Genomic DNA, 26,379 nt, shown 5'->3' with positions numbered 1-26,379 from the left:
GGATCGAATGCCGTGAGTACCGCGCAGGAGTCCGAGACCGAACCCAGCAACCCGAGCGGCACCGTGACGGGGGCGCCGCAGGCGGAAGCGGTGATCGATCTCGACGCGGTCGCCCACAACGTCCGGATACTGCGCGAACATGCGGGCGATGCGGCCGTCATGGCGGTAGTGAAGGCGGACGCGTACAACCACGGTGCGGTGCCGGTTGCGCGGGCCGCGCTGGCGGCGGGGGCGCGTGAGCTGGGTGTGACGACACTCGCCGAAGGCCTCGAACTCAAGAATGCGGGCATCGACGTCCCGGTGCTGTCGTGGCTGCATACCGCCGATTCGGACTATGCCCCGGCGATCGCCGCGGGCGTCGAGCTGGGGCTGTCGTCGCCGCGACATCTCGCGGCCGTCGCTGCTGCCGCGCGTGAGGTCGGTGTGGCCGCGGTCGTGACGATCAAGGTCGATACCGGACTCAACCGCAACGGTGTCTCACGGGAAGAGTGGACCGACTTCCTGAAGGAGCTTGCGCGTGTGCAGGCGGAGGGGGCCGTCCGGTTCAAGGGCGTCTTCTCACATCTCGCGCACGCCGACGAGCCGCATCACCCGGTAATCGACGATCAACGCGACCGCTTCATGGGTGCACTCGCGGATGCCAAGCGGATCGGGCTGATGCCGGAGGCGGCTCACCTGTCGAACTCGGCGGCCACCCTCACACGCGCTGACCTGCGATTCGACATGGTTCGGCCCGGAATTGCGATATACGGACTGTCCCCGGTACCGGACCTGGGGACGTTCGGCCTACGGCCGGTCATGACGTTCCGATCGAGGGTGGCGCTGGTGAAGAAGGTGGCAGCTGGTGAGGGTGTGTCCTACGGGCACACATGGGTGGCCCCGCACGACACGACGGTCGCGTTGCTGCCGGTCGGATACGCGGACGGTGTTCCGCGGGCTCTCGGTGGCCGGTTCGAGGTCTGGCTCGGCGACGATCGGCGACCGGGCATCGGGCGCGTATGCATGGATCAGCTGATCGTGGACCTGGGGCCGGACGGTGCAGGCGTCCGTGAGGGGGATACCGCGGTGTTCTTCGGAAGTGGTCAGGACGGCGTACCGCACGCGCAGGACTGGGCCGACGCCCTCGGCACCATCCACTACGAAGTGGTGACATCGGTGCGGGGACGAACGGTGCGAACCTATGTCGGCGGATCGGGCGGTATGTCGTGAACATCCTGAACAGGCTGGGCCTGTTCGGAGGTGTGGCGGGGCTTGCCGCCGTCGGCACGCTCGCGGGACTCAACGCTGTCAAGGCCGTGACGACGCGCCGCGGCCCCGAGATCTACGGTGCCGAGGACTTCGCGTCGATGTCCCGGGACCGGAGCCGGACAGTCAGGGCGGAGGACGGCGTCGCGTTGCTGGTGCGGGAGGTCGGCCCGGATGACGCGCCGCTCACGGTGATCTTCGTGCACGGGTACTGCCTGCGGATGGAGTCGTGGCACTTCCAGCGACAGCAACTCGCCGAACTCTGGGGCAGCGATGTCCGCATGGTGTTCTACGACCAGCGTGGCCACGGTGAATCGGGGATGCCCGCGGTGGAGAGTTGCACCATTGCGCAGCTCGGACGCGACCTCGTGACGGTGATCGAGGAGGTGGCGCCGTCCGGACCGGTGGTACTCGTCGGGCACTCGATGGGTGGTATGACAATCCTCGCGATGGCTCGGCAGTTCCCGGAGTTGTTCGACGACAAGGTGATCGGCGTCGGCCTGTTGGCGACGACTGCGGCGGGCCTGAACAAGTCGGGCCTTGGCCGCAACCTCGACAACCCGGTGATCGACGCCTTCCGGCTCGCGGTGCGTACTGCCCCCGGGATGGTCCAGCAGGCACGCGGGGCGGCGCGCGCGGTGATCGCACCGATCCTGCGGGCCGCGTCGTACGGCACGGACGTCAGCCCGCGACTGGTGGACTTTTCCGAGGGCATTCTCAACTCGACTTCAGTCGTGACCATCGTCAACTTCCTCGAGTCGCTCGAACTGCACGACGAGTCCGAGGCCCTGCCTGTGCTGTCGGATACGCCGGTCCTGGTGCTGTGCGGCGACGCCGACATGATCATCCCGTTCTCGAGCTCCAGGTCGCTCGCCGCCGCGCTGCCGTGTGCGGAGCTGGTCCGGGTCCGCGACGCAGGCCATCTCGTGGAGCTCGAGTTCCCGCAGGTAACCTCCGATGCTATCGATCGGCTGGTCCGGCGCGCCGTGTCGATACGAAGGAATGTGGCGCCGGCAATCGAACTGGAGCGCAGCGATGCCGGCTGACACTCGGATGGCGAGCGAGGGCACGGTGACGCTGCCCACAGTCGAGGACACCGAGGCGTTCGGGCGGCGCCTGGCCCACGACCTGGTCGCGGGTGCCCTGGTGGTGCTCGACGGCCCACTCGGCGCTGGTAAGACTGCGCTGACCCGGGGCATCGCCGCCGGACTCGGGGTCCACGGACGGGTGACGTCGCCGACGTTCATCATCGCACGCGAGCACCGTCCCGGGACGAGACCTGGTGGCGGCGCACCCGTTTCGATGGTTCACGTAGATGCCTATCGGCTCAGTGAGAGCGCCGCCGACATGCTCGACGAACTCGACGCGCTGGATCTCGACACCGATCTGGCCGATGCAGTCGTCGTCGTCGAATGGGGAGAGGGCGTCGTCGAACACCTCGCCGAGCGACACCTGCGGGTGCGGCTGCGGCGCGAACCAGATTCCGACGTGCGTACTGCAAGCTGGGAGTGGGTGTCCGGTCCCGCCGCCCGCTGACTCGGGTCGGTCAGCGGCGTACCCCGTCGATGCCGCGCACCTTGCGGTACGGGTGCGCATCGACCTGCTTCAGAATGTCTGCGATCAGCTTCTCGTAGGGCTTGTTGCGCCGGGCGGCGGCCATGAGCAGGCGGGTCGCCCGGGCGGCGCCGCCGAGGCTCATCGGGCGGCCGGCGACGCCGAACATGGTGCGCGCCCACTCGGGCAGCAGCGCGATGATGCCGTCCTGGATCACGACCGACGACACGACCTTGATCGGGTTGCCCTTCAGCGTCGGCTTGCGCAGCGCGACGGTGGCCTCCGCGGCGGGCAGCGTGACGGCCAGCCACTCCACCTGGGCATGGATGTAGGCGTCGAGTTCGGCCTCGGTGGAGGCCAGCGTCGCCGGGTCGATGCCGACGAGTTCGGCCGCCTTGTGCTGCTCGACGACGAAGCGGTCGCGTTCGGCCGCCGTGAGGCTCGGTCCGTACAGTTCGGAGCTGCGCAGGATGCCCCACACGAGGGTGTTGTGCGTCCACACGAGCCAGTCGGGCTCGTCGGCGACCAGGACGCGGCCGGTGCGCTCGTCGGTCCACTTGGCGTGGCGGTGCATGCGCCGCACCGCTTCGCCGGCAGCGAGGGCGTGCGCGGTGTCCCCGAAGACGGTGGTGTCGAGGTACTTGACGGTGCGCGCCGCCCGGCCTGCCGGATCGCCGTAGTTGTCGGAGACCTTGCTGAACAGCGTCATCATGTCAGGGTTCAGGGTCTGGAGCAGGATGCCGCAGACCGCGCCCAGCGAGGACGCCGGATCGGCGAACAGGCGCCAGGTGATGCTGTCCGGGCCGAAGAGCCCGTCGTCCTGCCGTCGGCTCGGTTCCTGGTCTGCAATGTTCCCGACCGCCTCGCTCATTGGTGGTCCCTTCCGTCTGATGCAACTGCGCTGTGATGAGACTGCCCGGCGGGCATCGAGAGTGATCGTCCCGAAGTTGGACGTTTGTACCAAGCGTGACGCGCGGACGAGTTCGCGGCGGGTGCGTCGGTCGGCCGGTCCGGGAAGCCACTCGAATGGCGAGTAGCCTGGTACATCGTGCTTGTCCTTGCCATCGATACCTCCACTCCCGCCGTCACCGCGGGTGTTGTGAGCCTCGACCGTGATTCGGATTCCGGTGATGCCCGGCTACTCGCGGTCCGGATCACCGTCGACGCCCGCGCGCACGCGGAGGTCCTGACCCCGCAGGTCCTCGAGTGCCTCACGGAATCGGGGCATACCGCTGCCGATCTGGATGCCGTCGTCGTCGGTGTCGGTCCCGGACCGTTCACCGGTCTGCGTGTCGGGATGGCGACCGCCGCGGCGTTCGGTGATGCGCTGGGCATCCCGGTCCACGGCGTGTGCAGCTTGGATGCGATCGCCGCCGACGTCGCCGGCGACGGGGACCTGCTGGTGGTCACCGATGCCCGGCGCCGCGAGGTGTACTGGGCTCGCTACTCGGGTGGCGAGCGGGTGGCGGGGCCGGACGTGATCAAGCCGTCCGAACTCGATGCAGCCCCGTCTCGGGTGATCGCCGGATCGGCGTCGCACGTGGACATGTTCGATCTGCCGGTCGAGCCGGTCGAGACGCCGTCTCCCGCTGGTCTGGTGGCGGTCGCGGCGCAGGCGTTGCGCGTCGGTGTGGAGCCGGAACCGCTGGTGCCGCTCTACCTGCGCCGCCCGGACGCGGTGGAGTTGGCGGACCGGAAGAAATGAGCATCCGGATCGTGCCGATGACCGACGCCGACGCCGACCGGTGCGCCGAACTCGAGCAGGTGCTGTTCCCCGGTGACGATCCGTGGACGGCGCACGCGTTCCGGTCGGAACTTGCGGGTGGGCACAACCACTACTTCACGGCGCGGGACGGTGCCGACACACTCATCGGATACGCGGGGGTGTCCCTGCTCGGCAGCAGCGTGATCCCCGAGGCCGAGGTCCACACGATCGGGGTCGACCCGTCCGCGCAGCGCGGCGGCATCGGCACGGCGCTGCTGGCCGAGCTGTTGCGCGTGGCGGACAAGTGGGGCGGGCCGGTGTTCCTCGAGGTCCGCACCGACAATGCCCCGGCGATCGCGCTCTACGAGCGTGAGGGCTTCGAGATCGTCGGGACCAGGAAGAGGTACTACCAGCCGAGCGGCGCGGACGCGTACACAATGCGCCGCCCGGTGCGGGGCGAGGAGTCATAGCCATGATCGTGATGGGTATCGAAAGCTCTTGCGACGAGACCGGAGTCGGCATCGTCCGGTGGCTCGACGGCGGGCACTGCGAGTTGCTCGCCGACGAGGTGGCCTCCAGCGTCGATCAGCATGCCCGCTACGGCGGCGTCGTGCCCGAGGTGGCTTCGCGCGCGCACCTCGAGGCAATGGTGCCGACCATGCGCCGCGCGCTCGCGGCGGCGGGCATCGAGAAGCCGGACGCGCTTGCGGTGACCATCGGCCCCGGACTGGCGGGCGCGTTGCTGGTCGGGGTCGCGGCCGCGAAGGCGTACGCGGCGGCGTGGAATGTGCCCTTCTATGCGATCAATCATCTCGGTGGGCACGTTGCGGTCGACACCATCGAGCACGGGCCGATGCCGCCATGCGTGGCCCTGCTAGTTTCGGGCGGTCACACCCATCTGCTGCACGTGGAGGAGCTGGGACGCAAGCCGATCGTCGAGCTGGGCACCACCGTCGACGACGCCGCCGGCGAGGCGTTCGACAAGGTGGCCCGGTTGCTGGGGCTCGGGTTCCCGGGTGGTCCGGCGTTGGATCGCCTTGCACAGCAGGGGGACCGCGAGGCGATCGTCTTCCCGCGCGGCATGACCGGATCGCGGGACGCGCGGCACGACTTCTCGTTCTCCGGCCTCAAGACGGCAGTCGCCCGGTTCGTCGAGGCGAAGGAGCGCGCCGGTGAACAGGTTCCGATGGCCGATGTCGCGGCGGGATTCCAGGAGTCCGTCGCGGACGTGCTGACGATGAAGGCGGTGCGTGCGGCCCGAGACGTCGGCGTCGACACTCTGGTCCTCGGCGGCGGAGCCACCGCGAATTCCCGGATCCGGTCACTGGCCGAGGAACGCTGTGCCGCAGCTGGATTGACTCTGCGCGTGCCGAGTCCCAGGCTGTGCACCGACAACGGCGTGATGATTGCGGCGCTGGGCGCTCACATCATCGCAGGCGGCGCGGAGCCGTCCGAGTTCACCTCGGCTACGAATCCGGGGCTTCCGGTGTCGGTGAGCCAGATTCGGGACTGACTGGCGGATCGACCTCGGTCGTGGGGAGTTCCACGCTGGCCGACGTTTCGGGCGCCGACGGTGTGGTGGATACCGTTGGTGACGTCGTCGGAGTCTGACTCGGTTGCTGTGAACTCGAGGTCGGTGGCGGCACCAGGTCAGGCAGGCCGGTCGGCAGTTCGGGCCACTTCGGCGGGATCCACGGCAGTTCGGGCTTGGTAGACGGGGTTTCCGATGTGACCGTCCGAGGGGGAACGGCGGTGCTCGTGTGCGACGACATCGGGGCAGTTGTCACGATCGGCGGCGTGTACGGCAGCGGCTGCTCGGATGTCGGGTCCGGATCTTCGGTGGGGATGCCGGTTTCCTCCGGCAGGACCGCCGGCACATCGTCGGGGACCTGCACGACATCGCTGCTGGTGGGAGCGAAGTTCTCCGGGCTCCGCGGCACGACGGTCCGAAGGCCGTACCCGAGGACCAGCAGTCCGACCACCAGCGCACCGATCAGCGCGCCGGATACGTGGCCCCCTGTCCCGGCGACCACCGGATACTCCTGTCGCTCACCCGATACCGCAAGTAGCGCGGTGCCTTTTGCGGTGGCGGCCTCGGGCTCGGGAACCATGATCACCGGGCCCTCGAATTCGGGTTCGAGGGTCTGACCGACTTCGGGGATGTTTGCTCCGCCGCCAACCAGAACGACGGCCTCGGGTACGCGGAGTGCCTGCCGACAGATCCGGTTGGTGAACTCCGCTACGCGCTCGCCGATTGTGGAACCGGGCGTCGTGGCCGCTGCGTCGCCGCTGACGTCATGGGTCCGTTCGCGGCGATGGACGGTCCCCTCGGCCCGGTCGACGACTGTGACGGTGAGCCCGGACGCGCCGAGGTCGACGATCCCGATGGTTCCGTACCGATCGACGAGTCCGGTGCTGCGTAGATAGGTGAGGGTCGCGACGGTCTCCGGCACGAGACGGATGTCGCGCCGCTGACGCTTCGCCGCCGAACGCAGCGTGGACGCATGGCTCTCCGAACGGTAGGCGACCGCGATCGCGTCCGGTTCGATCCTGCAGTCCGGCACCTGGATGGTCATCAGATCGATGGCAGAGAGCGTCAGATCACCGAGCCCGGTGTCCGAGCCCGTGTCCAGGGACAGTGTCCGGTACTCGACGTAATGAGTTCCCGACTCGTCGGTGGTGACGAGTGCGGTGCACACGCCCGCTGCTCCTGCAGAGATTCCGAGTGAGTTTCGCATTGTCCACCTCCTGCTTGTCGGCGTCTGCGAATCCGACTCGTCCGGCTCCGCAGATACTCGAAAGCTGAGATACTTCCCTTCCAGGCGTTGGGCGTCGTTACCCGAACGTTACAGAACATCGCGCCTCGGTGCTGGGTTCGAGGATGTCGAGGATGTCGCCGCACATCGCACAGGTGGGTGGCAAGGTGGGTTGGTATGGCCGACAGGCACACATTGAAGGAGCTGAGTACGGGGGGTCGGCTGCGGCTCGTGTGGGTGATGTTCGTGCGGCCGTCGGTCCTGGTTGTTGTGCTGACCGTCGCGTACTTCACCTTGCCGATGGACCGATTGTCCGACACCGGCGCGGTCGTCGTCCTGTTCAGTGGTCTCGGATCCGTGGTTGCCCTGTGCGCGTGGCAGGTGTGGCGGATCATTCGATCGAAGACCCCCGCACTGCGCGCCGCTCAGGCACTTCTGGTGACGTTGCCGATCTATCTCCTGGGTTCGGCAACTGCGGATTTCCTGCTGGCACAGTTGGATCACGAGTCGTTCAATGAGCCGCTGACCCGACTGGATGCCCTCTACTTCACCCTCACCGTGTTCGGTACCGTCGGCTTCGGCGACATCGTGGCTATCGGCCAGACGGCGCGCGCGGTCGTCACGGTGCAGATCATGGGCAACCTGGTGATGATTGCAGTCGGCGTGAAACTCCTGCTGCAGGCTGCGAAATGGGGTAAGGCCCGGCGGGAGAACGAAGGCGGCGCGGACGCCCCGGAGGACGCCCGCGCCGACAGCTAGCGCAGTGTGGCCAGGACCAGTTCGACGTTGTGGTCCGGCGAACCGCCCAGCAGCTTCGGGTCGGCATGGATGTCGTTGAACGACAGCTCGCGGTACAGCGACGCGAGTCCGAGCTGGGAGAAGTCGTCGTAGTCGGCCTGATAGGGGCTGTCGGCCTCGATCAGCGTGGTCAGCAGCGAGACCGTGCCGTCCGCGTTGTCGACTACCTCGATGATGCGCCCCTGCTGCGGGAAGTCGATGTGCGAGGCCGTGTTGATCTCCCAGAAGCCCTGGGCCGGGGTCTGTCCCACCTGCGGGGTGATCCGGTTCTCGTGGGTGTGACCGTTGACCCAGGCGAGCACATTCGGGAAGCGGTGCAGCATATCCACGAGCTGGGCGCCCTTGTAGCGCGGCTCGAGTGGACGCTCCGGATCGGGGAGCGTGTTCGCCATCGTCGTGCTCGTGTGGTGGCTGAACAGGACGAAGTAGGTGTCGGTGCGGCTTTGCGTGACCAGCGCGCCATTGGTGTCGTAGTACTTGCTACTGCCGGCCAGCAGGACCTGTTCGATCCACTTGAACTGTGCCTCACCCAGCGAGCCGTCGACGAAACCGGCACGGTTGGTCGAGTCCATGCTGATCCCGATGACGCCGGGTGCGATCTCGAAGGTGTAGTAGCCGATTCCGGTCTCGGCGGCATCGGGCGCGAATCCGTGCCCGATCGGGCCGGGACCCTTGTTCGCCGGATCCAGGTGCGCCGCAATGTACTCGCGCGGGGTGAACGGCTTGCGCCGGGCATCAGGGGTGACGATGCGTGGCGGGGTCGTGATCGCGGACAGCAGATTGAGCAGCGCGGTCGGGTCCGAGCTGAGCGCGCTGGAGATCTGCGCCGACTGCTCGGACGAGTCCGGGACCTCGAACTTCTTGTCGCCCGTGTACATCGCCTCGAGCGGGGGGATTCCGCTGGGGAGAGTGCCCTCGACGGAGTCGTCGTGATTGCCGAATACGCTGTACCACTTGGTCTGTAGTCCGGGGCTGGTGACGGGCTGCAGGGCTGCGGACAGCAAACCCGGGATCTCCGGGAAGCCGACCTTCTTGTAGATGTCGCGGATCGACGATTCGGGGTTCCAGTACAGGTCGGCACCCGAGTTCTGCACGCCCTCGTACCGCGTCGGATCGCCTGTGTTGGGGGTGATCGTGCCGCCGTTGAGAGCGGTGAGGAACCAGCCGAGTTCCACGAACTCCTTGTTGTCGGAGTTGTCGCCGGTGGTGACCACGGCGTCGAAGTCGCGACGGGTGTGGGGGCCCATCCGCAGCGAGTTCACGCGGGAGATCAGTGAGATCAGGCCCTGTGCCGTCATCGTCTCCTGAGGCCGGAACGCGGCGCCCTGGAAAGGATGGACGTATTCGAAACGCACGGGCGACTGGGAGTCGAGCACGTGGACGTCGGTGAGCTGGACGACGGAGGCGAGCGCCGTGCGTCGGTCTTCGCGCCCCGATTGTGGCGCGGCCAGGTCGGTGCGGACCACCAGTGGCCAGCCGGGCCCCGCCGTCAGGCGGCGATACCCGCTGGTGCCCAGGGGAACTGCCACCGACTCGAGGGTGGTGCCGGCGATCGAAGCGGTCGGCGGTGCGGCCGCGGCCCGCGCGGTGAGGGGATTCCACGAGCGGCTGCCGAGGAGCGGGATCCCGGAAAGCCCGAGCGCTCCGACACCGGCAGCACCGAGGAAGGTGCGGCGGTTCAACCTGTTCATCTGATGTTCATGTTGGCCCACGGCGCTCACTGTAAGGGACGAATCAGCCGTACGAGCCCAGTTCGGGGTTACTACGGTGACGTGTCGGGTCAGGTGGTCTCGTCGGTGAGTGGGCCGAACTGCGGAACCTGGGGCATTGTGGTGACGATGTGCACGGTTGCTTCGGCGCTCAACGCGGTCAGCACGTGGGGTACGTCGCTGGGGAACTGGACGAAGTCGCCGGTGTCGAGGTCGGTGAGTTCGTTCGCGGGGCCGACGCGGACCCTTCCGGCGATCACATAGGCATGGATCAGCGTCCCGGTGGAATCGGGGGTCCGGAGCAGTTCGGCGTCGTCCGCCGCGCGTAGTCGAGTCAGGCTGGTGCGTACATAGCCGGAGCCGTAGATCTGGTCGAGCACCTTGGTGGCTCCGCCGGGCTTGCCGGCCCAGGTGCCTTCGCTGGCGCGGACGATGAAGACTCTGGTGCCCCATTCGGTAACGAGGCGACGCAGTGGGACGTCGAGGGCCTCTGCGATCGCGTCGATAGTCTCCACCGTCGGATTGCCTACGCCCTGTTCGATCTTCGAGAGGGTCTGCTTGGACAGGTTGGCGCGCTTGGCGAGTTCGCCCATGCTCATTTGCCGTTCGCCGCGGAACCGCTGCACGTTGCGTGCGATCAGGCCGTTGCTGTCCATCGAACCTCCTCTCCTCGAGCGTCACGGGAATGCGCTCACTGCTTCGCATGATTAAAGCCGAGCGAGCATGGGTGTCACTTTTAATATAACTATCGTCCATCTTGACATATAAACGGCCGGTGGGCAGACTCGATCGCGTCGACGCGCTGCGTCTGGGATGGCCGTTTCCGGAAGTGAATGGGTAGGGACCGATGGATGTGCAGGAGCTGACCGATCTGTCGCATTCGAGCTCGGCGCGTGACGGGCGTGCGGCCGTTGACAAAGCGATGAGCCTGCTCACCAGCTTCGGCCGTGAAGCGCATTCGGGCGTCGGGGTCAGCGAGCTGGCCCGCCGCTCGGGGTTGAGTAAGTCCACCGCGCACCGCATTCTCGGGATGCTCGAGCGCAACCACGCCGTCGAGCGGGTCGGCAGCGACTACCGGCTCGGGGCAGAACTGCACAACCTCGGCGAGCGGGTCTACGCGCCGCACCACTCGGTGATTCGCGACGTCCTTACACCGTATCTCGCGGACCTGTACGAGGCGACGCGGCAGACCGTCCATCTCGCGGTGCTCCACGGGCCGGATGTGCTCTATATCAACAAGCTCTACGGGCACCGGCACGTCGCATCGCCGTCGCGTGTGGGTGGACGTTCGCCGGCCCACTGCACCGCGGTCGGCAAGGCGTTGCTTGCGTACTCGAACGAAGACATCGAAGGTCTGCTCGGCCGGGACCTCGTCGCCCGCACCGAACGCACTGTGACGGACGCGGTCCGGCTGCGTGCCGAACTCGGCCAGGTCCGTCGGACCGGGGTGGCGTTCGACCGCGAGGAGACCCGCGACGGTCTGGTCTGCATCGGCGGGGCGGTCGCGGGGCCGGGTTTGCGTGTGGCAGCAGCTTTCTCGGTGTCGGGCCCCGTGTCGAGCTTCTCCCCGGCGAGTGTCGAGCCCGCGCTGCGCAGGGTGAGCCTGGCCGCATCGCGGGCGCTGTGCGCCGCGCACAGCGCACTCGCGTCGTAACGCCGTCACAACTTCCCGGAACGAATGTTGCCGGAAACGGATTCAGGCGAAGGAGTCTTTCATGACAGTAGCGCTGGTTGCGCTGTCCCATTCACCGTTGATCGGGCTCAACGATCCGGACCAGGAGGTGCTCGACGAGGTCGATCACGCCGTCGCCGGGGCCCGCACATTCATCGAGGAGTTCGATCCCGAGATCGTCGTGCTGTTCGCGCCGGATCACTACAACGGCTTCTTCTACGAGAAGATGCCCCCGTTCGCGATTGCGACGGGCGCGATCGCGGTGGGCGACTTCGGATCCGCCGAGGGGGAGATTCTGGTCGACGCGGAGTCGGCCAATGCGATGGCAGAGGGCGTGCTCGAGCGTGACATCGATCTGACGATCTCGGCTCGCATGGTGGTCGATCACGGGTTCGTGCAGCCGCTCGAGATGCTGTTCGGCGGAATCCGGTCGGTCCCAGTGGTGCCGGTATTCATCAACGGCGTTGCGGCGCCACTCGGTCCGGTGCGCCGGATCCGCCAGTTCGGCAAGGCGCTCGGCGAGGCGGCGAGGCTACTCGACAAGCGTGTGCTGTTCCTGGCGTCAGGCGGTCTGTCGCACGATCCGCCGGTACCGATCCTCGCGGGTGCCCCGCCGCGGGTCGCGGAGGCGCTGATTCTCGGTAATCCGCCCACGCCCGAGCAGCGCGCTCGGGGTGAGCAGCGCGTCGTGCAGTCCGGAATCGACCTGGCTGCAGGAACTTCCACGCGTAAACCGCTGAACCCGGAGTGGGACAACGATGTTCTCGACATCGTCGCCGCAGGCGATCTCGAGGTGTTCGACGGCTGGACCAACGAGTTCTTCGAGGAGCAGGCCGGCGGTTCGTCGCACGAGGTGCGGACATGGATCGCTGCGTATGCGGCACTCGCGGCCTCGGGTTCGTACGAGGTGCGGTTGCGTTACTACCGGCCCATTCCCGAATGGGTCGCGGGATTTGCGGTGACCACGGCGCGGTAGAGGTTCGGCAGCGGCTCCGGCGCCGACGGCGGAACGGTCGATCGATGATGCCGGAGCCTCGCCGGCTTCTCGGGCCGGCGGCAAACGAACAATGTGGGTGCACCGGCAGATCGAGAAGAACCTGGCGTCACGCTTGGCCAGTGTTCAGGCTTGTTACTGTGAGCATATGCCCGTCCGCTACCACGTCACTTCGGCACTGAACCGAACGTCGATTCAGCGATTCGGCTTGGACTGGCGCCGCATGGGTGCTGCGCCCGGTATTGCAGGCAGTCGTCTACCGGAACAGGAAGGCTGCTTCCTGGCTGCCGACGAGTTCGAGCGTGATTGGTTTGTGCGGATGAACAGCACCGGTGGCCCCGTGGATGTCTGGGAGGTCCACGGCGTCGATGCTGCCGACCTGGTTCTGTCGCCGGAGGGCCACCACTACCTTCCCGGTGTCATTCCGATCGGGAATGTTCGGTTGGCGCAACGCGACCTGCCGTAGCTCTTTCGGTCCAGTCGGTGATCGATGCACAGGGCGCTGTCCGAATGGACTTTGCGGTGATCTGCACTCATGTTGCGTACTCGAATTCGTACCAGGAACCGTCGATGTGCCTGAGCGATATGAAGTTCCGCTGCTCACCCGGGTTTCCGGTCGGCGAGTAGATCCATCCGTGTGTCGTCCCGAACGAGGTATCGGATTCTATGAAGTACACGGCTCCGCCGCTGCGCTGTTCGACTCGGCTGATATCGATCCCGCCGACGTCCAGACCGCTCCGTGTGCTCCCTGGAGCAGCGATGATCTCGAGCGCGATTTCCTCGAGCCGAGGGCGGGCTTCGTCGAAACCGGCTGGCGGAAGCGCCAGGGCAACAAAAGCTGCTGTGACGACGACACCGGGGGGGGCTGGAAGACCCCACCACGACCAACCTTCCCTACCGCGGACGTACGGCAACGCTCGATGAATCCAGAACAGTGCAGCAGCACCAAGTATCAGGAGCATCGGCGCCGCGATGAACAGCTTGCGGTCATAGTCCGCATCGCCTCCGACCAGAGGCCACCGGTAGTAGAGGCCCAACAACACGATCACCGGCAGCGTGGTCAGTATCAGGACGCAAATGTCCGCGGCTACTCTCGGATGCTCAACGACGCGGGCTGAAACTGAGATGTCTGCGTAACTACGGGCTTTGAGAGGGGCTGTCGCTCAGTGTGTGCCTCGCGAAGCCGCTCTGACGGCCGCGCGTCTGGAATGACCTTCTCGATTCCGTCCGTGTTTGTCGGTGGGGTTCGATAGAATCGAAACTATGTTCGATATCGGGGGTGGGGTCGGTGAGGCGCTGACGGACGCGGTCGTGGGGGACGCGGCACGGTTCGTGGAGTTGTCTGTGTTGGCGCGGGTGGAGAACGTGTGTGCGGCGCGGAAGGTGTTGTTGGCGGGTGAGTTGACGTTGTCGGCGCTCGAGCGGGACGTGCGGTTGCGGGGTGGGGATGTGCGTGACTGCGGTAACGAGGCGATCGCGGAGGTGTCGACGCGGTTGGGGTGTTCGCACACGATGGCGTCGCATTTCTGTGATCTGGGGGTGGATCTGCGGTTACGTCTGCCGGTGACGCGGGCGGCGTTCCTGGCGGGGGATGTCGATTATGCGCGGGTGTGGCGGATTCATTGTGAGACGACGGGGTTGTCGGCGGAGACGGTGGTTTTGTTGGAGGCGGAGATCGTGGCGGGCGAGTCCGCAGGAGCCCCTCACACCGCCCCAGAAACCACCCATCCCACCGAGCTCGAGCACACCATCCACACCAAAGCGGCGGCTCTCATCCCGTCACCTGACGGGACATGCCATCACCCCAGGTCACGACATGAGAAATCGCCCACACCCAGCGTGGGTGTGAGGGTCGAATCCTACGTGGAGCCCTCCCTAAAGAGGATCGACAACCAGCCACCACACAATGCCTCTGACATTCCAAAGCTCGCCTGGATTATCGAGTGCCGCCGCGTACACGGCTTCAGCTTGCTCTCCAGTGATCTCGCCGCTCGAGCCCGACGGTGGACTGGGCCCAAGGAACTCGTAAGGGTCGGGTCCGGGCCACACAGGAACCTCATCAGCCGGGAAGCCGATATCGACGAACCCCGGCTGATGTACCACGACCCGGTCGGGACGAGGCACGGTTGCCACCACCGCCGCGATATCCGTTGTCCCCGAGCCTGCATCACCTCCGCTACCGCAACCTCCAACTGCAAGAGCAAGTCCCACCCCTGCGAACCCCGCCACCACGCGACGTACCCACACCGCTACCCCCTCCTGTCACCTGCCCCTTACGACACCATCATCTCACCCACAAGGCGTTCCCGAACCTGAATGCGACACCTCGGACCCGGGATCCTCCCAGCTCAGCCACTAAAGGCCCTCAAATCCACCGTGGGTGCGAAGGCCGAACCGTGCTGCGCCGACGCTATCGACCACACTGACGAACGGGACCGGCCCGGCGACTTCGGGCCGGTCCCACCCGCATCCGATCGGGCCTAACCTCGGGGCAGCCGCATCGTGCTCGACAGGACGGACCGCGATCCCCTCCCGCTCGACACCGGTGAACCCCGCGTCGAACGGGGCAGCGAGCGCGTCGCTCAGGTCCACACAATCGAGGCCCAGGCCCGGAGCCACGTTCACTGCCACCCGGTGGTGTGACACCTCGGTCCACTCGATCTCCACGGTCTGCATCTCGCTCGTCATCCGTCGGTTCCCTCCCCCCGCCCCCGCGCGGGACGTGTCGTTTTCGCTGGGCACAGTCTCAGAGTCGATCCGAACCTCGACATCTCCCGTGAACGTCAAGGTCTCGGCATCAACGATCAGGCCGCCCGTCTCCGGGTCGATCCATGCGTTAACCCCCGCCGCCTGGTCAGCGGACAACGCGAAGTAGATGTGCGCGCCCGGCCCACCGTCCAGCGGGCACGTCGCCGTTGCGGGCGACCGCCACCGAGTTGGGCATCTCGAGAAGCACCCTGACCCGGAACGTGTGGAACGAGCGAACGGCGGGTCGGGCGATGTCGACTCGGGCCAGCGAGTTCGAGGACGAGGTCTTCCTTCGTGTCGGTCGCGACAGGCTCGCATCTCCACAGGCGCGGTTCGCGGCGGAACTGATCAGCGAGTACGAGCGGGACGCGCTGATCGACGAACACCGACGCGGGCAGATGCAGATCCCGGACCAGATCCGGGAGGCCGTCGAGAAGTACCCGGGCATCAGCAACCTCGATCTCCCGCGAATGATCGTGATGGCCGTCGCGAAGGGCACCGTCCCGGACCTGCGGCATCATGCCGAAGCGGCGCGGCCCGAATCCGGTTGTGACATAGCCGACGTGGTTCTGCAGTGTGTTAGGCGGGAAGGTGGCCTGGCATCTGACACCAGTGGGATCTGGATCAGTACGCCGAGACCGATGAGGTCGAAGATGAGCCGAATCGGCGGTTGCTTGGCGTTCCTTCGGAGCCGTGGTCGAATCGCCGGTCGACGAGTTCAACCGGCCGGTGCACCGTGGGTGACTTCCGTCTGCGTGTCCCGCGTTCCCAGCGCAAGATGCGTGATTTCTTTGCGCGCAGCCCTGCGATGCCTCCCGAGTCACTCGACTGTCCGGCTCGTGGGCCTGTATGTGCGGGACTACCTCACGCTGCGTCGCCGTCGGCAAAACATGTGGTGTCGGAGGAGATTCGGGGAGCCGGAGCAGTTTTCCTACCTGCGGCCCAGCACCGCGGAGAGAGTCGTTGCCCGCATTACGGACTGGTGGGGCTGGTTCCCTCCGGGCATGACGTGTCGGCTTGTTGACGTCGTGACGAAGGAAAGCGTGACGATCGGGCCCGAGACAACTACGAGGAACCCGCACGGTCCTGCGAATCGGTGGCCGCGTCAGGACCCGTTGCTCAACTGCACGTCCGCGATGAGGCCGTGGTGGTCCGAGCCGACGATGGCGATGCGCTCGAGCGATGTCGCAGCGGCACCCTTCGTGAGAATGTGATCGATTCCGACGACGGCGGGGTAACGCTTGTCGGTGGGATACGTCGGCAGAATTCCAGCGCCCAATTGATCGGCGGCGTCGACGTATCCGCCGCGGCGCAGGTCGCGGAACTTGCTGTGCGAGTAGGTCGCATTGAAGTCGCCGCTGACGATGACGTTGTCGCTTCCGGCGGTCGAGTCGAGGGCGTCGCGTAGCCGATCGAAATCCTCGGTCCAGTGCGCTGCCGGAGCGATGTACGCGGGAACTGGATGCACGTCGTACACGATCACCGGCCTCGCCAGCCCGGCGTCGACCTCGGTCACCAGATTGGTGAGCGCCATCCCGTCGACCCGACTACCGTTCGCCAACGGCAGCCTGCTGTAGATGCCGCCGCCACCACCACCGGTCGCGTAGGGCGCGAGAAACTGATGGGGCAGCAGTTTCTCGAGTCCGGCTGCGCGTAGCGCCTCGACGGACGGGTCGGTCAGTTCCTGAATCGTCAGTACATCGATGCCGCGCTCCCGCACCGTCTGCACCAGCGCCTCCGGATCGGCCGACCCCACCATGATGTTGGCCTGCATCACCCGGATCGACGGCCCGCTAGCGTCCACAGCCGGCTCGCCGGACGCTCCAGCGACGAACAACGGGCCGTATGCCCAGGCGCCTAGGCCGACAACGACAACCGAGGCCGCGAGCAGCAGCCACCGACGGGCGACGGCGGATACGATCGCGCCGACCACCGTCGCGAGCAACAGCAGCGGTGCGAACGACGCGAGCACGATCACCAGATTGTTGGAGGCGCCGGATTTGAACGCGGCCAAGGCTGCGACCCCGGCCACGAGTCCTGCCGCGCCGACTCCTGCGGCGAGCAGTCGTAGCGTTCTGGATCCCATCACCGACACTTCGCCCCCATCGCCTCCGTAACCGGTTTGTGATGGGCAGTCTATCCGTTTCGTCCCGTCCGAGGGTTCAGTCGAGTCCGATATGCCACGAGCTGGGTTCGCGTCGCCCTACGTTCGGTGGTGAACCGATTGCGGGGTCAGGTACGCGTTGAGACCTTCGATTCCGAACTCGACTCCCAGCCCCGAGTCGCGTCGACCGCCGAACGGCGCACTGTGGTTCGAGGCGAAGAAGTTGATTCCGACCGATCCCGTGTCGATTCTGCGTGCCAGCGCGATGGCCTGAGTCTCGTTACGGGAGAAGATGATTCCGCCGAGCCCGAAATCGGTGTCGTTCGCAATCCGGATTGCGTCGTCGACGGTCTCGTACGGCAGGATTGTGACAACCGGGCCGAAGATCTCCTCGCGAGCAATGGTCATGTCCGGGGTTACATCGGCGAGGACGGTGGGCTGCACGAAGTACCCGCGGTCGGTGGCGGCGCGGCCACCGCCGGTAGTGACACGGGCTCCCTCGGCTCGGGCGCTGTCGAGGTACTTCAGGACGATCTTGTACTGCTCCTCGGTGGCCGACGGACCGAAGTCGGTGTCCGCGTCGAGCGGGTCGCCCTGCTTGGCAGCGGCGACGGTTCGGGTAACCGTGTCGACCACTTCCGCGTACCGCGCCGCAGGCGCCAGAATTCTGGTCGAGATGTAACACGTCTGGCCCGTGTTGCGCATGCAGGACCGGATCAAGACCTGTGCGAAGGCGTCCAGATCGGCATCCTCGAGCACGATCGCCGACGACTTGCCGCCGAGTTCGAGTGTGACCGGCCGCAACAGTTCACCGCAGGCCGCGGCGATCTTCCTTCCGACGGGTGTCGACCCGGTGAAGGCGACCTTGCGGACCAGCGGATGACGCACGAGGCGATCCCCGACGGCACCCGTGCCGGTCACCAGGTTGACCACGCCGGGCGGGACACCGGCCGCCGAGACGGCCTCGATGACGAACCGAATCGACAGCGGAGTCGACTCGGCAGGTTTGATCACCACCGTGCAACCGGCAATCAGCGCGGGCGCCAGCTTGGCGACGACGAGGTTGATCGGGAAGTTCCACGGCGCAATGAGTGCACAGACACCGACGGGGTCGCGAAAGACGGTGGTCGTTCCCAGACCGTTCGGATAGGGACGCTCGTCGTCGTTCTCGAGATACGAGGCCAGTGACGCGAAGTATCGGAAGATCCCGGCGGCGTTGGAAGCGCTGCCCGAGGTCTCGGCGACAGGGCTGCCGTTCTCCCGGGTGTTGGTCCACGACATGGGTTCGGCCCGCTCTTCGATCTCGTCCGCGATCCGCAAGAGATATTCTGCCCGCGCAGACGGACGCAGATCCGACCAGCCCGGGGTGTGAAAGGCACGGTCCGCGGCGCGCACCGCCGCATCGACATCCTCGGTGGTCGCATCGGGCACCGAACCCCAGACCTCCTCGGTGGCCGGGTCGACGACCTCGATGCGTTCGGTTCCGGCCGACGTGACCCAACGGCCTCCCACAAACAGGTCGTCGACGTGGGTGTAGGGGAGCGCGAGCGATGCCCGGTTCATCGCAGCACGTCCGTCCTCAGCAAGGCACGCGATCTGGCGAGATCGGCGACTGCGATCTGATGGGCGGCTTCGGTTTTCAGCTCGGGCAGGATCTCGATCTCGAGGCGATCGCAGTACAGCGCCGGGGTCATTCCGAACCACGACGACGCCAATGCGATCCCGGTGGGCCCGAAGCGCCACAGCCGGTCCGCGTCGCGCACCAACTCGTCTTCGAGGGAGTGTGCGTCCTGGCGAGTGTCGTGGCCGTCGATGATTGCGCAGACGCGTTCGACGAAATCCTCGCTGTATCCCAGAGGCGGTAGGACCTCGCGTGCGATGAGGCAGCCCTGGCGCTCGTGCTCGTAACGGATCGCGGCCTTGCGCCAGTCTCCGCTGAAGCCTTCGGAAATAATGCGCGATTCATCCACTCGACCCCATCCGGTGTCGTGCAGCAGGATTGCGACGCGGACGACGAGTGCGTCCGCGTCCGGATAGCAGTCGCACAGGCGCTCCGCATAGGCGAACGACGTGGGCAGGTGGATGTCGTTGCCACGCGTTCGCGTCTCGGGGACGACGGACTTCCAGATCGGATCCAGGTCGGTGGCAGCGTCGGGCGCCGCGGCGATCGGGGAAGTGTCGACGGGGCGGGTGGTGGGGGTACGCATCGGTGCGTTTACCTCGATTCGGGCGATGGCGGAGCCGAGAGAACGAGAGCGCCCTCGGTCGTGATCGTCTTCAGAGCTGTCGTGGGATCGGCCGCCAGGTCGGCGGGGATGTCAGCGCGTTTCGCCAGGGCGTTCCTGACGGCCATGAAGTCGAGTGGGTTGTTGACACAGTCGGCGGCGATGATGCGCCCGTTGCGGTAGTACAGGACGGAGAACTTGCCTTTCGCGTCGTCCCGACGCACCACGGTGTCGTCGTATCCGGTGGCCAATCCCGCGATCTGCAGTTTCAGATCGGCTTGGTTCGACCAGAACCACGGTGTACCGGTGTATTCGGTGTGCCGGCCGGTAAGGGAGTACGCCGCAACCTTGGCATGCTCGATCGCGTTGTTGACGCTTTCGACGCGGATCCGGTCGCCGGGCGGTGCCCCTGGTACGGGGTTGGGCATGTTCGCGCAGTCACCCACGGCAACGGTCGTTCCATCCGAGGCCAGGGCGTACTCGTCGACACGGATACCGTTGTCGCACAACAGACCCATCGACTGCGCCAGTTCGACGTTGGGCACCACTCCGATGCCCACGAGGACGATCTGCGCGGCTATGACCCGTCCGTCGGCGAGCTCGACACCGGTGACCGTGCCGTTCTCGCCGACGATTCGAGCGACCGTCGCATCGAGCTCGATCCGGAGACCGCGGTCGCGGTGTGCCTGCAGGAAGAACGCGGACGTTTGTTGGCCCACAGCCCGTCCGATCAGCCGCGGACCTGCTTCCAGAACGGTTGCCCGTTTGCCCATCTTCCGTGCGCTCGAAGCGGCCTCGAGTCCGATGAATCCTCCGCCGACCACGACGACATCGGTGGCGTCGGGCATGCGTCGTCGCAGATCGAGCGCGTCGTCGGCATTGCGCAGGTACAGCACTCCGTCCAATCCGCTGCCCTCTACCTGGAGGGGCCGAGGCCGGGCACCGACGGTGAGCGCCAATCGGTCGAAGGGGAACTGCGCTCCGGACGCCGCGGTTGCGACACCCGACCCGTCGACTCGGCGGTCGACGGTCGTGATGCGCTCGCCCATGATCAATCGGATGCGGTGCTCGTCCCAGTACTCGGCGGTCCGGAAGATCAGCGACTCGGAGGTGACCAGTCCCTGGAGGAACTCCTTGGACAGCGCCGGTCGCTGGTACGGGCGGTGGTTCTCGTCTCCCAGGAGCGTGATGGGCGGTTCGTATCCGAGGGCGCGCAGTGAGCCGGCGAGCTGTACCCCGGCCTGGCTCGCCCCGACGATCAGCAGTCCGTCCTCGCCGGCGGAGGTGTGAGAGTCCATCGCTAGACCTGCGTTTCCGGTGTGCTCACGTCCAGATCGAGGTCCTCGGTGAGCTTGATCTGGCAGGACAGCCGCGAGTTCGCCTGTCGTTCCACTGCTGTGCCGTACAGCATTTCGTCCTCCATGTCGTCCATGGCGGGCAGTTCGTCGAACTGGTCCGGGCGGACGAAGACATGGCACGTCGCGCACGACAGCGAGCCGCCGCATTCGGCAACGATGCCGGCTACTCCGTTGCGCATCGCGACTTCCATGACGGAGTCACCGACATTGCCTTCGACTGCTCGGGCGTTCCCGTCGCAGTCGGTGTACGTAACTTTGGGCATTGCTGCTTCTCCTAGATGAACTGTCGTCCGCCGTCGACGACGAGAGTTTGGCCGGTGATGTACTCGCTGTCCGGGCTGGCCAGGAACAGTGCGGCACCGACGATGTCCTCGGGCCGGCTGGCCCGCTTGAGTGCGCCGCGGTCGACACCGTAGGTTTCGGCCCCTTCCATCAGGCCGTAGCTGGCCTCGGTCAGGGTGAAGCCCGGAGCGATGGCGTTGACGGTGATCGACCTAGCCCCCAACTCCTTGGCCATCACTCGGGTGAGGGCCACGACACCGCCCTTCGAGGCGACGTAGTGCATCCAGTTCGCGGAGCCGCTGAGGATCGTGGCCGAGGACAGGTTCACCACAGAGCCGCCGTCCGCGAGGTGTGGGCTGCACGCCCGCGCACACATCCAGGGGCCCTTCAGATTCACTGCCATGACTCGGTCCCATTCGGCGGGATCGATCTCCTCGAAGCGCGACCGCGTCACACCCGCATAGATCGCAGCGTTGTTGACCAGGACGTCGATATGGCCACCGCCGAACTCCGCAACCGAGGCGGCCATCGCGTCCGTGGATTCGACCGAGGTCACATCCACTGTGACCGACGTTGCAGCGGCGCCACTCTCACGCAGAAGCCTTGCGGTCTCGTCCGCGCCGGTTCCGTCGATATCGGCCACCGCGACCCGATAGCCTCGTTCGGCGAAGCCCAGAGCGAATGCGCGACCCAGTCCGCCGGCCCCGCCGGTGATCAAAACCGTTCTGCCCGTGCCATTTTTGTCTGTCATGTCATTCGCTCAGAACGGTGACGACACCCTTGGTGCCGTCGACGTGGAGCCGCTGTCCGGTCTTGATCTGGGTGGACGCGGATCCGGTGCCGGTCACCGCCGGCAGGCCGTATTCGCGGCACACGATCGCGGCGTGGCTCATCATGCCGCCGATGTCGGTAACGGTGGCCTTGATCTTTCCGAAGATCGGACCCCACGACGGTGCGGTCACAGGTGCGACGAGGATTTCCCCGTCCTGGATCTCGGATAGTTCGTCCGAGCTGGTGATCACGCGGGCGATGCCCTCCACGACGCCCGGCGATGCTGCCATCCCGCGCAGATGGTCGCTGGATTCCTCGTCGTCACTGAGCCACTGCTGGACCTGCTCGGTGGTGATGCCGTACAGCATGCTGGTGAACGGCTCGGTGATGAACTCGGGAGGGGTGTTCAGCGCCGGTTCCGGTCGGCGGGACTTGAGCGCGTCGATGATGCCCCTCCGGCGGTCGATCTCCGCAGGCCAGTAGTGCGGTCCGATCGGCTCCGCGCCGACACCCCAGGCGGTGGCCAGGTCGAACAGTGCCTCGCGCACCTCACCGCGGTTGAGGTACAGCAGGTCGTCCGGCTCGGCCCAGAATCCCTCCTCGTGCAGCATGCGGGACAGTTCACGCACCTTGCGCCAGAACACGCCCATCGTCCAGTGCTCGATGTAGAAGTTGTGGTTCTCGACGTACGGGTAGGCGGTTCGGGCGAGGGCGATCTTGGCGTCGAACGTCTCTCGTGCCTCGCCGTCGAGGACATCGCGGTACTCGGCGGCGATCCGGTCACGCTCGACGGCGAGCTCGGCGACCGGACGCATGATGTCCTGTCCCTCGTTCAAACGGCGGATGTAGTCGGCGATATAGCCCAGTGGCAGGTCCTGGTGCTCGATCCAGTACTTGTCGTGCCCGTAGAAGCCGTTGCCGACCGTGAAGTTGAACCACGGATCCTGGGCGGCTTCGTACTGGGAGATCCACCGGGCCCCGTTCTCGGCCTGAGCGATCCGGGCCAGGGTTCCGTCGACGTCCGCGGTGTCGTCGAACAGCGAGGTGAGGTCGAGCTCGACGGCAAGCTTGGCCAGTTCCTTCAGTTCGTCGTCTGGGCGGAACAGTTCCATGTCCACGCCCTGGACCATGGTTGCAATCGACTGGTCCGGGATGTTCGGGAAGGCCTCTTTGCAGAAGCCGAAGAAGTCGAGGTAGGCGATGTACCCGAGGTTGAGGAACTCGAAGTGGTACTGCCAGTTCTGGTAGCAGAGCTGGATCAGCCGATCGTAGTTCTCGAGCAGGACCTCGGTGCCGTCCTTGGCCTTACCGGACCGGATGTCCTCGATCGGCACCATGGCCGGCAGCTTCTCGAAGGACAGCGCCTCCATCTCGTCGATGGTCAGCCGAACCTTCTTGTGCCACTTCTCGAGCAGCGGCTCCCAGTTCTGGTAGTAGTACGCGGCCCGCTCTTCGAACAGTGGCACCCGCGCGTCGAACTCCTCCTCGGGAGCGGGGATCGGCGACATGTACAGGTAGCCGAGGTGGATCCGGAACTCGATGCCGTTCGAGTTGGGAATCAACAGATGCTTGGTGTTGTACTGCCCCAGGCATTTGACGGCGAACTCGCCGCCGATCGTCTCGAACGGTTTGAACACGGTGGGCCAGTGCTGGCTGTCGCAGAACCAGAACTTGCCGTCCTCGACGTCCTTGCGGCTCGGCTGGAAGACCAAGTTGTAGGGGTAGAGCTCCTCCCATCCCTCGGCGCCCGCAGGGGTTTCGAGGTCGAAGGGGCTTGGGAAGGACTTCATCGTCATGTGAGGTTTCCTTTCGCGATCGCCGAGGAGGGGATCGGCGACGGAGGTCAGTGGTTACGCGGTGCGGGGCCGGGTCATCGCCCGGCTGATTCCGGTCAGGTCGAGCCCCGGCCGGGCAGACTTCTTTGATTCGGTCACTTTGTCCTGCTTGGGTTTCGAGGACCACACCGTTTCGGGTCGGGACTGTAGGAGCAGCAGGTTCTCGCCGTCCGGCAGGTCGGCGTCGAGCGCCCATTCGATGTCCTGCGGGCACCCGTAGTGCTTCTCGGCGCGCTTGGCGATCGCGGCGACGGCCTGCAGTTCCTGGTCGGTCAGGCTTCGTCGGGTGCGGCGGTCGGCGTCGACGTCTCTTTCCACGAGGCGGTGTGATCCGGGGTCTGGAACGAGCTCGGCGTGCTTGTCGCCGATGGTCTCCGAAACCACGGTCAACATCACTTTGTCCATGACGATGTTGTCCGGGGTGACCTGTCCGGAGACCACCATCTCGCCGACGCCATACGATGCGTCGACGGTGATCTTGGATCGATCGCCATTGGTCGGATCCATCGTCATCGCGACGCCGGCGACCTTGGCGCTGACCATCTTCTGGACCGCGACGGCCATGGACAGCCCCGTGTCGGGAATGTTGTTCTTGAGCCGGTAGATGATGGCGCGGCTGGTGTACAGCGATGCCCAGCAACAACGGATGCGTTCGAGTACCTCGTCGATTCCGTTGAGCCACAGGTATGTGTCCTGCTGCCCGGCGAAGCTTGCGTCGGGAAGGTCCTCCGCCGTCGCCGAGGATCGCACAGCGACCGGTACGGGCTGATCGAAGCGGGCCTGCAATCTGTGGTAGGCATCGATCGTCAGGCGCCGGAGCGGTTCGGGGACCGCACGCGAGGTGATCGCATCGCGGATCTGGGCGGAGACCGCGTCGACGTGAGCAACGTCTTCGGGGTCGAGGCCGTCCAGCAACCGCTGGATCTCGTCGGCGATGCCGGCTTCCTCGATGAAGGAATCGTAGAGCGCGGTGGTCAGTGCAAACCCGGGCGGCACCGGCATCCCCGCCGTGGTCAGAGATACCAGTGATGCGCACTTGCCGCCGAGCTGATCGTGCTGCGGCGCTTGCAGGTCGTCGAAGAACTGGATGTACCGGGCGGGGGAGTCCTCGGTTGTGTCGCTGCTCGGATCGTCCCAGCGCACTGGTACCGCCGTCGGGGCCCGGAACGAGAGGTTGTCGCCGAAGGTGATGGCCTCGGGGTCGACGAGTTCGAGGAACGGAGCAGTCTTCAACAGCTCCTCGACAACGATCTTCACCTGGAGTTTGGCGAGCATGTTTCCCAGGCAGTAGTGCAGGCCGAACCCGAATGCGAGATGCTCACGTGCATTGCCTCGGGTGATGTCGAAGACCTCGGGATCGGTGAACTTCGATTCGTCCCGGTTCCCGGATCCCATGACGAGCAGGATCTCGGCACCGGCAGGAATCGGGGTTTCTCCGATCACCGTGTCCTCGAGTGCCTTACGTCGCCAGCCGACGATCGAGGGACTGAATCGGAGGACCTCGTCGATTGCCTGCGGAATCTTCTTCGGGTCCTGGGCGAGGGCCTCCCACTGATCGCGGTGGGCGAGCAGGAGACGAAGCGTGTTCGAGATCAATGTCGTGGTCGTCTCGTGGCCGGCGAACAGCAGGCTGTAGCAGACCGACGCGATCTCGTGATCGGTGATCTCGCTTCCTTCTTCCTGCGCGCGGACGAGATCGGCGACCAGATTGTCGCCGCCGTGCTCGTGGGCGTGCGCCACCAGACGCAGGCACTCGTGCCAGTACTCGACGAGATTGTGTGCGTGCGGGACCTGCTCGTCGTCGCTGAGATCACCCCAGGTCATCGCCGCGCGCGAGTCGGACCAGCGCTTGAACTGGTCGACCTTGTCGGCGTCCGCGCCGATCAGCGTCAAGATCGTGACGGTCGGCACGTCGTAGGCGAGGTCGCGCAGCAGGTCGCCCCGGCGATCCTCATGCGCGAGCAGCGCGCGCAGCTGCCGGTCCACGTTGTCGCGGATGAATGGTTCGAGAGCCTTGTAGCGGCGCGGGGTGAACGCCTTGGATACCGCTTTCCGGATCCGCGTGTGCTCCGGAGGCCGTCGGGCCGACAGCCCTGAATAGGCCGTGAAACCGCCGTCCGCCATGATCTTCTTCGCCTGCGATCCACGTTCGCGGACCGGCGCCTGCGCGTTCTCGCTGCTGAAGGTCTCCCAGTCGTCGAAGACCGCCTTGATGTCCTCGTAACGGCTGACTACCCAGCATCCGATTCGTTCGTCGAACATCACCGGCTCCTCCGATCGGAGGCGCGCATAGGCGGGGAACGGGTCGTTCATCTTGAACGGCTCGTAGCCATGGTGGTCGACGGGATAATTACGCGTGGCAGCAGGGTCGGTGGGGGCGGGCATTGTCACTCCTGGATCTGGGAGGGCGCGGGCGCGCGTTGTCTGTTGCTTCGGCAGACGACTATGGAAGGCCGGCGCTACTGTGCGGGTTCGTCGATAGCGGCTGTGGGCGCATCGACGTCGGCGAGGAGGCCGTTGTCGTCGTTGTCGCCTCGATGTCGTGTGGTGACAGTCTCCATGCGGTCCTCCTTATGACATGGACCACTCTTGCGCCCGACCGCGAAGCAGCCAAGCGAATCCT

At 65.9% G+C, this 26,379-nt stretch carries 25 protein-coding genes and 2 pseudogenes; 11 read left to right on the top strand and 16 right to left on the bottom strand.

Annotation, left to right across the window (positions count from 1 at the left end):
• Positions 1 to 63: 63 nt before the first annotated feature.
• From alr to tsaE, 3 genes are read left to right on the top strand one after another with little or no spacing between them, the layout of a single operon-like run.
• Positions 64 to 1,209, top strand: coding sequence for an alanine racemase (gene alr, locus ERC79_RS05625; RefSeq protein WP_242676849.1), 1,146 nt, complete (start codon positions 64 to 66; stop codon positions 1,207 to 1,209).
• Positions 1,206 to 2,291: an alpha/beta hydrolase gene (locus ERC79_RS05620; protein ID WP_131576477.1), complete on the top strand. Its 1,086-nt coding sequence runs from the start codon at positions 1,206 to 1,208 to the stop codon at positions 2,289 to 2,291. Before alr ends, ERC79_RS05620 begins: the two co-directional genes overlap by 4 nt.
• Entirely contained in the window at positions 2,281 to 2,781 is a 501-nt protein-coding gene (gene tsaE / locus ERC79_RS05615; RefSeq protein ID WP_131576475.1) for a tRNA (adenosine(37)-N6)-threonylcarbamoyltransferase complex ATPase subunit type 1 TsaE, read from the top strand. The genes ERC79_RS05620 and tsaE overlap by 11 nt, the downstream gene beginning before the upstream one ends.
• 10 nt (positions 2,782 to 2,791) lie before the next feature.
• Here tsaE and ERC79_RS05610 read toward each other — a convergent pair whose 3' ends face one another.
• On the bottom strand, positions 2,792 to 3,670 hold the full coding sequence (locus ERC79_RS05610) for an oxygenase MpaB family protein (RefSeq protein ID WP_131576473.1): 879 nt from the start codon (positions 3,668 to 3,670) through the stop codon (positions 2,792 to 2,794).
• A 177-nt stretch (positions 3,671 to 3,847) separates the two neighbouring features.
• On the opposite strand from ERC79_RS05610, the gene tsaB reads away from it, so the two are divergent.
• Genes tsaB through tsaD form a run of 3 tightly spaced genes read left to right on the top strand, consistent with a single transcriptional unit; the run spans position 3,848 to position 6,017 of the window.
• Positions 3,848 to 4,504, top strand: coding sequence for a tRNA (adenosine(37)-N6)-threonylcarbamoyltransferase complex dimerization subunit type 1 TsaB (gene tsaB / locus ERC79_RS05605; RefSeq protein ID WP_131576471.1), 657 nt, complete (start codon positions 3,848 to 3,850; stop codon positions 4,502 to 4,504).
• Entirely contained in the window at positions 4,501 to 4,974 is a 474-nt protein-coding gene (rimI, locus tag ERC79_RS05600; RefSeq protein WP_131576469.1) for a ribosomal protein S18-alanine N-acetyltransferase, read from the top strand. Before tsaB ends, rimI begins: the two co-directional genes overlap by 4 nt.
• Positions 4,975 to 4,976: 2 nt before the next feature.
• On the top strand, positions 4,977 to 6,017 hold the full coding sequence (gene tsaD, locus ERC79_RS05595) for a tRNA (adenosine(37)-N6)-threonylcarbamoyltransferase complex transferase subunit TsaD (protein ID WP_131576467.1): 1,041 nt from the start codon (positions 4,977 to 4,979) through the stop codon (positions 6,015 to 6,017).
• On the opposite strand, the gene ERC79_RS05590 is transcribed toward tsaD, so the two are convergent.
• Positions 5,971 to 7,242, bottom strand: a complete 1,272-nt coding sequence (locus tag ERC79_RS05590; protein ID WP_131576465.1) for an exopolyphosphatase — start codon at positions 7,240 to 7,242, stop codon at positions 5,971 to 5,973. The two genes, tsaD and ERC79_RS05590, sit on opposite strands and share 47 nt — an antisense overlap.
• A 195-nt stretch (positions 7,243 to 7,437) precedes the next feature.
• Here ERC79_RS05590 and ERC79_RS05585 point away from each other — a divergent pair, with 195 nt between their 5' ends.
• Complete coding sequence (locus ERC79_RS05585) at positions 7,438 to 8,019, top strand: potassium channel family protein (protein ID WP_131576463.1); 582 nt, start codon at positions 7,438 to 7,440, stop codon at positions 8,017 to 8,019.
• On the opposite strand, the gene ERC79_RS05580 is transcribed toward ERC79_RS05585, so the two are convergent.
• Both ERC79_RS05580 and ERC79_RS05575 read right to left on the bottom strand, forming a co-directional pair.
• Positions 8,016 to 9,749 carry a TIGR03767 family metallophosphoesterase gene (locus tag ERC79_RS05580; RefSeq protein ID WP_131576461.1) on the bottom strand — a complete coding sequence of 578 codons (1,734 nt, stop codon included), beginning with the start codon at positions 9,747 to 9,749 and terminating at the stop codon, positions 8,016 to 8,018. The two genes, ERC79_RS05585 and ERC79_RS05580, sit on opposite strands and share 4 nt — an antisense overlap.
• A gap of 89 nt (positions 9,750 to 9,838) precedes the next feature.
• A complete protein-coding gene (locus tag ERC79_RS05575) occupies positions 9,839 to 10,423 on the bottom strand; it encodes an XRE family transcriptional regulator (RefSeq protein ID WP_131576459.1) in 585 nt (194 codons plus the stop codon).
• Between the two features lie 191 nt (positions 10,424 to 10,614).
• On the opposite strand from ERC79_RS05575, the gene ERC79_RS05570 reads away from it, so the two are divergent.
• The 3 genes from ERC79_RS05570 to ERC79_RS05560 all read left to right on the top strand — a co-directional run bounded on the left by ERC79_RS05570 (position 10,615) and on the right by ERC79_RS05560 (position 12,899).
• A complete protein-coding gene (locus tag ERC79_RS05570) occupies positions 10,615 to 11,421 on the top strand; it encodes an IclR family transcriptional regulator (RefSeq protein WP_131576457.1) in 807 nt (268 codons plus the stop codon).
• Positions 11,422 to 11,482: 61 nt separating this feature from the next.
• The gene (locus tag ERC79_RS05565; protein WP_131576455.1) at positions 11,483 to 12,415 is read left to right on the top strand and encodes a 3-carboxyethylcatechol 2,3-dioxygenase; all 933 of its coding nucleotides are present in this window, start codon (positions 11,483 to 11,485) and stop codon (positions 12,413 to 12,415) included.
• A gap of 166 nt (positions 12,416 to 12,581) precedes the next feature.
• Positions 12,582 to 12,899 (top strand): hypothetical protein, encoded by a 318-nt coding sequence (locus ERC79_RS05560; protein WP_131576453.1) that lies wholly within the window; start codon positions 12,582 to 12,584, stop codon positions 12,897 to 12,899.
• Between the two features lie 67 nt (positions 12,900 to 12,966).
• Here ERC79_RS05560 and ERC79_RS05555 read toward each other — a convergent pair whose 3' ends face one another.
• The gene (locus ERC79_RS05555; protein WP_131576451.1) at positions 12,967 to 13,482 is read right to left on the bottom strand and encodes a hypothetical protein; all 516 of its coding nucleotides are present in this window, start codon (positions 13,480 to 13,482) and stop codon (positions 12,967 to 12,969) included.
• Between the two features lie 214 nt (positions 13,483 to 13,696).
• Between ERC79_RS05555 and ERC79_RS05550 the strand changes: the two genes are divergently transcribed.
• Positions 13,697 to 14,749 (top strand): DUF222 domain-containing protein, encoded by a 1,053-nt coding sequence (locus ERC79_RS05550; RefSeq protein WP_131576449.1) that lies wholly within the window; start codon positions 13,697 to 13,699, stop codon positions 14,747 to 14,749.
• A 39-nt stretch (positions 14,750 to 14,788) separates the two neighbouring features.
• Here the strand turns inward: ERC79_RS05550 and ERC79_RS05545 are convergent, their stop codons facing one another.
• The 11 genes and pseudogenes from ERC79_RS05545 to ERC79_RS05500 form a co-directional block, all read right to left on the bottom strand.
• The gene (locus ERC79_RS05545; protein ID WP_131576447.1) at positions 14,789 to 15,121 is read right to left on the bottom strand and encodes a hypothetical protein; all 333 of its coding nucleotides are present in this window, start codon (positions 15,119 to 15,121) and stop codon (positions 14,789 to 14,791) included.
• Between the two features lie 166 nt (positions 15,122 to 15,287).
• Positions 15,288 to 15,680 carry a hypothetical protein gene (locus ERC79_RS22925; RefSeq protein WP_165497041.1) on the bottom strand — a complete coding sequence of 131 codons (393 nt, stop codon included), beginning with the start codon at positions 15,678 to 15,680 and terminating at the stop codon, positions 15,288 to 15,290.
• 606 nt (positions 15,681 to 16,286) lie between these two features.
• Entirely contained in the window at positions 16,287 to 17,267 is a 981-nt protein-coding gene (locus ERC79_RS05535) for an endonuclease/exonuclease/phosphatase family protein (protein ID WP_207390431.1), read from the bottom strand.
• Between the two features lie 117 nt (positions 17,268 to 17,384).
• Positions 17,385 to 18,848, bottom strand: coding sequence for an aldehyde dehydrogenase family protein (locus ERC79_RS05530; protein ID WP_131576445.1), 1,464 nt, complete (start codon positions 18,846 to 18,848; stop codon positions 17,385 to 17,387).
• Entirely contained in the window at positions 18,845 to 19,492 is a 648-nt protein-coding gene (locus tag ERC79_RS05525; RefSeq protein WP_131576443.1) for an HD domain-containing protein, read from the bottom strand. The genes ERC79_RS05530 and ERC79_RS05525 overlap by 4 nt, the downstream gene beginning before the upstream one ends.
• Before the next feature lie 8 nt (positions 19,493 to 19,500).
• A complete protein-coding gene (locus tag ERC79_RS05520) occupies positions 19,501 to 20,808 on the bottom strand; it encodes an FAD-dependent oxidoreductase (protein WP_131576441.1) in 1,308 nt (435 codons plus the stop codon).
• Positions 20,809 to 20,810: 2 nt separating this feature from the next.
• Entirely contained in the window at positions 20,811 to 21,131 is a 321-nt protein-coding gene (locus ERC79_RS05515) for a 2Fe-2S iron-sulfur cluster-binding protein (protein ID WP_131576439.1), read from the bottom strand.
• Between the two features lie 11 nt (positions 21,132 to 21,142).
• Complete coding sequence (locus tag ERC79_RS05510; RefSeq protein WP_131576437.1) at positions 21,143 to 21,901, bottom strand: SDR family oxidoreductase; 759 nt, start codon at positions 21,899 to 21,901, stop codon at positions 21,143 to 21,145.
• A 1-nt stretch (position 21,902) separates the two neighbouring features.
• Positions 21,903 to 23,717, bottom strand: a complete 1,815-nt coding sequence (locus ERC79_RS05505; protein ID WP_131576435.1) for a PEP-utilizing enzyme — start codon at positions 23,715 to 23,717, stop codon at positions 21,903 to 21,905.
• Positions 23,718 to 23,858: 141 nt separating this feature from the next.
• Positions 23,859 to 24,899 (bottom strand): annotated as a pseudogene (locus ERC79_RS23235) (PEP/pyruvate-binding domain-containing protein); the annotation flags it as partial.
• Positions 24,888 to 26,141: pseudogene (locus ERC79_RS05500) on the bottom strand (cytochrome P450); the annotation flags it as partial. The pseudogenes ERC79_RS05500 and ERC79_RS23235, both read right to left, overlap by 12 nt.
• Positions 26,142 to 26,379 lie beyond the last annotated feature (238 nt).

It is taken from the genome of Rhodococcus sp. ABRD24, assembly GCF_004328705.1.
Classification (GTDB): Bacteria; Actinomycetota; Actinomycetes; order Mycobacteriales; family Mycobacteriaceae; genus Prescottella.
The sequence above is the reverse complement of the archived record's forward strand: the minus strand, read 5'-3'. Positions and strand labels throughout refer to the sequence as shown.

Coding starts and splice junctions, on each gene's coding strand:
- ERC79_RS05515 (WP_131576439.1), bottom strand. CDS start 21,131: ATGCCCAAAGTTACGTACACCGACTGCGACGGGAACGCCCGAGCAGTC.
- ERC79_RS05560 (WP_131576453.1), top strand. CDS start 12,582: ATGCCCGTCCGCTACCACGTCACTTCGGCACTGAACCGAACGTCGATT.
- ERC79_RS05530 (WP_131576445.1), bottom strand. CDS start 18,848: ATGAACCGGGCATCGCTCGCGCTCCCCTACACCCACGTCGACGACCTG.
- tsaE (WP_131576475.1), top strand. CDS start 2,281: ATGCCGGCTGACACTCGGATGGCGAGCGAGGGCACGGTGACGCTGCCC.
- ERC79_RS05510 (WP_131576437.1), bottom strand. CDS start 21,901: ATGACAGACAAAAATGGCACGGGCAGAACGGTTTTGATCACCGGCGGG.
- ERC79_RS05550 (WP_131576449.1), top strand. CDS start 13,697: ATGTTCGATATCGGGGGTGGGGTCGGTGAGGCGCTGACGGACGCGGTC.
- ERC79_RS05520 (WP_131576441.1), bottom strand. CDS start 20,808: ATGGACTCTCACACCTCCGCCGGCGAGGACGGACTGCTGATCGTCGGG.
- ERC79_RS05585 (WP_131576463.1), top strand. CDS start 7,438: ATGGCCGACAGGCACACATTGAAGGAGCTGAGTACGGGGGGTCGGCTG.
- ERC79_RS05505 (WP_131576435.1), bottom strand. CDS start 23,717: ATGACGATGAAGTCCTTCCCAAGCCCCTTCGACCTCGAAACCCCTGCG.
- tsaD (WP_131576467.1), top strand. CDS start 4,977: ATGATCGTGATGGGTATCGAAAGCTCTTGCGACGAGACCGGAGTCGGC.
- ERC79_RS05590 (WP_131576465.1), bottom strand. CDS start 7,242: ATGCGAAACTCACTCGGAATCTCTGCAGGAGCAGCGGGCGTGTGCACC.
- ERC79_RS05570 (WP_131576457.1), top strand. CDS start 10,615: ATGGATGTGCAGGAGCTGACCGATCTGTCGCATTCGAGCTCGGCGCGT.
- ERC79_RS05525 (WP_131576443.1), bottom strand. CDS start 19,492: ATGCGTACCCCCACCACCCGCCCCGTCGACACTTCCCCGATCGCCGCG.
- ERC79_RS05610 (WP_131576473.1), bottom strand. CDS start 3,670: ATGAGCGAGGCGGTCGGGAACATTGCAGACCAGGAACCGAGCCGACGG.
- ERC79_RS05575 (WP_131576459.1), bottom strand. CDS start 10,423: ATGGACAGCAACGGCCTGATCGCACGCAACGTGCAGCGGTTCCGCGGC.
- ERC79_RS05545 (WP_131576447.1), bottom strand. CDS start 15,121: ATGACGAGCGAGATGCAGACCGTGGAGATCGAGTGGACCGAGGTGTCA.
- rimI (WP_131576469.1), top strand. CDS start 4,501: ATGAGCATCCGGATCGTGCCGATGACCGACGCCGACGCCGACCGGTGC.
- ERC79_RS05580 (WP_131576461.1), bottom strand. CDS start 9,749: ATGAACAGGTTGAACCGCCGCACCTTCCTCGGTGCTGCCGGTGTCGGA.
- ERC79_RS05565 (WP_131576455.1), top strand. CDS start 11,483: ATGACAGTAGCGCTGGTTGCGCTGTCCCATTCACCGTTGATCGGGCTC.
- ERC79_RS05535 (WP_207390431.1), bottom strand. CDS start 17,267: ATGGGATCCAGAACGCTACGACTGCTCGCCGCAGGAGTCGGCGCGGCA.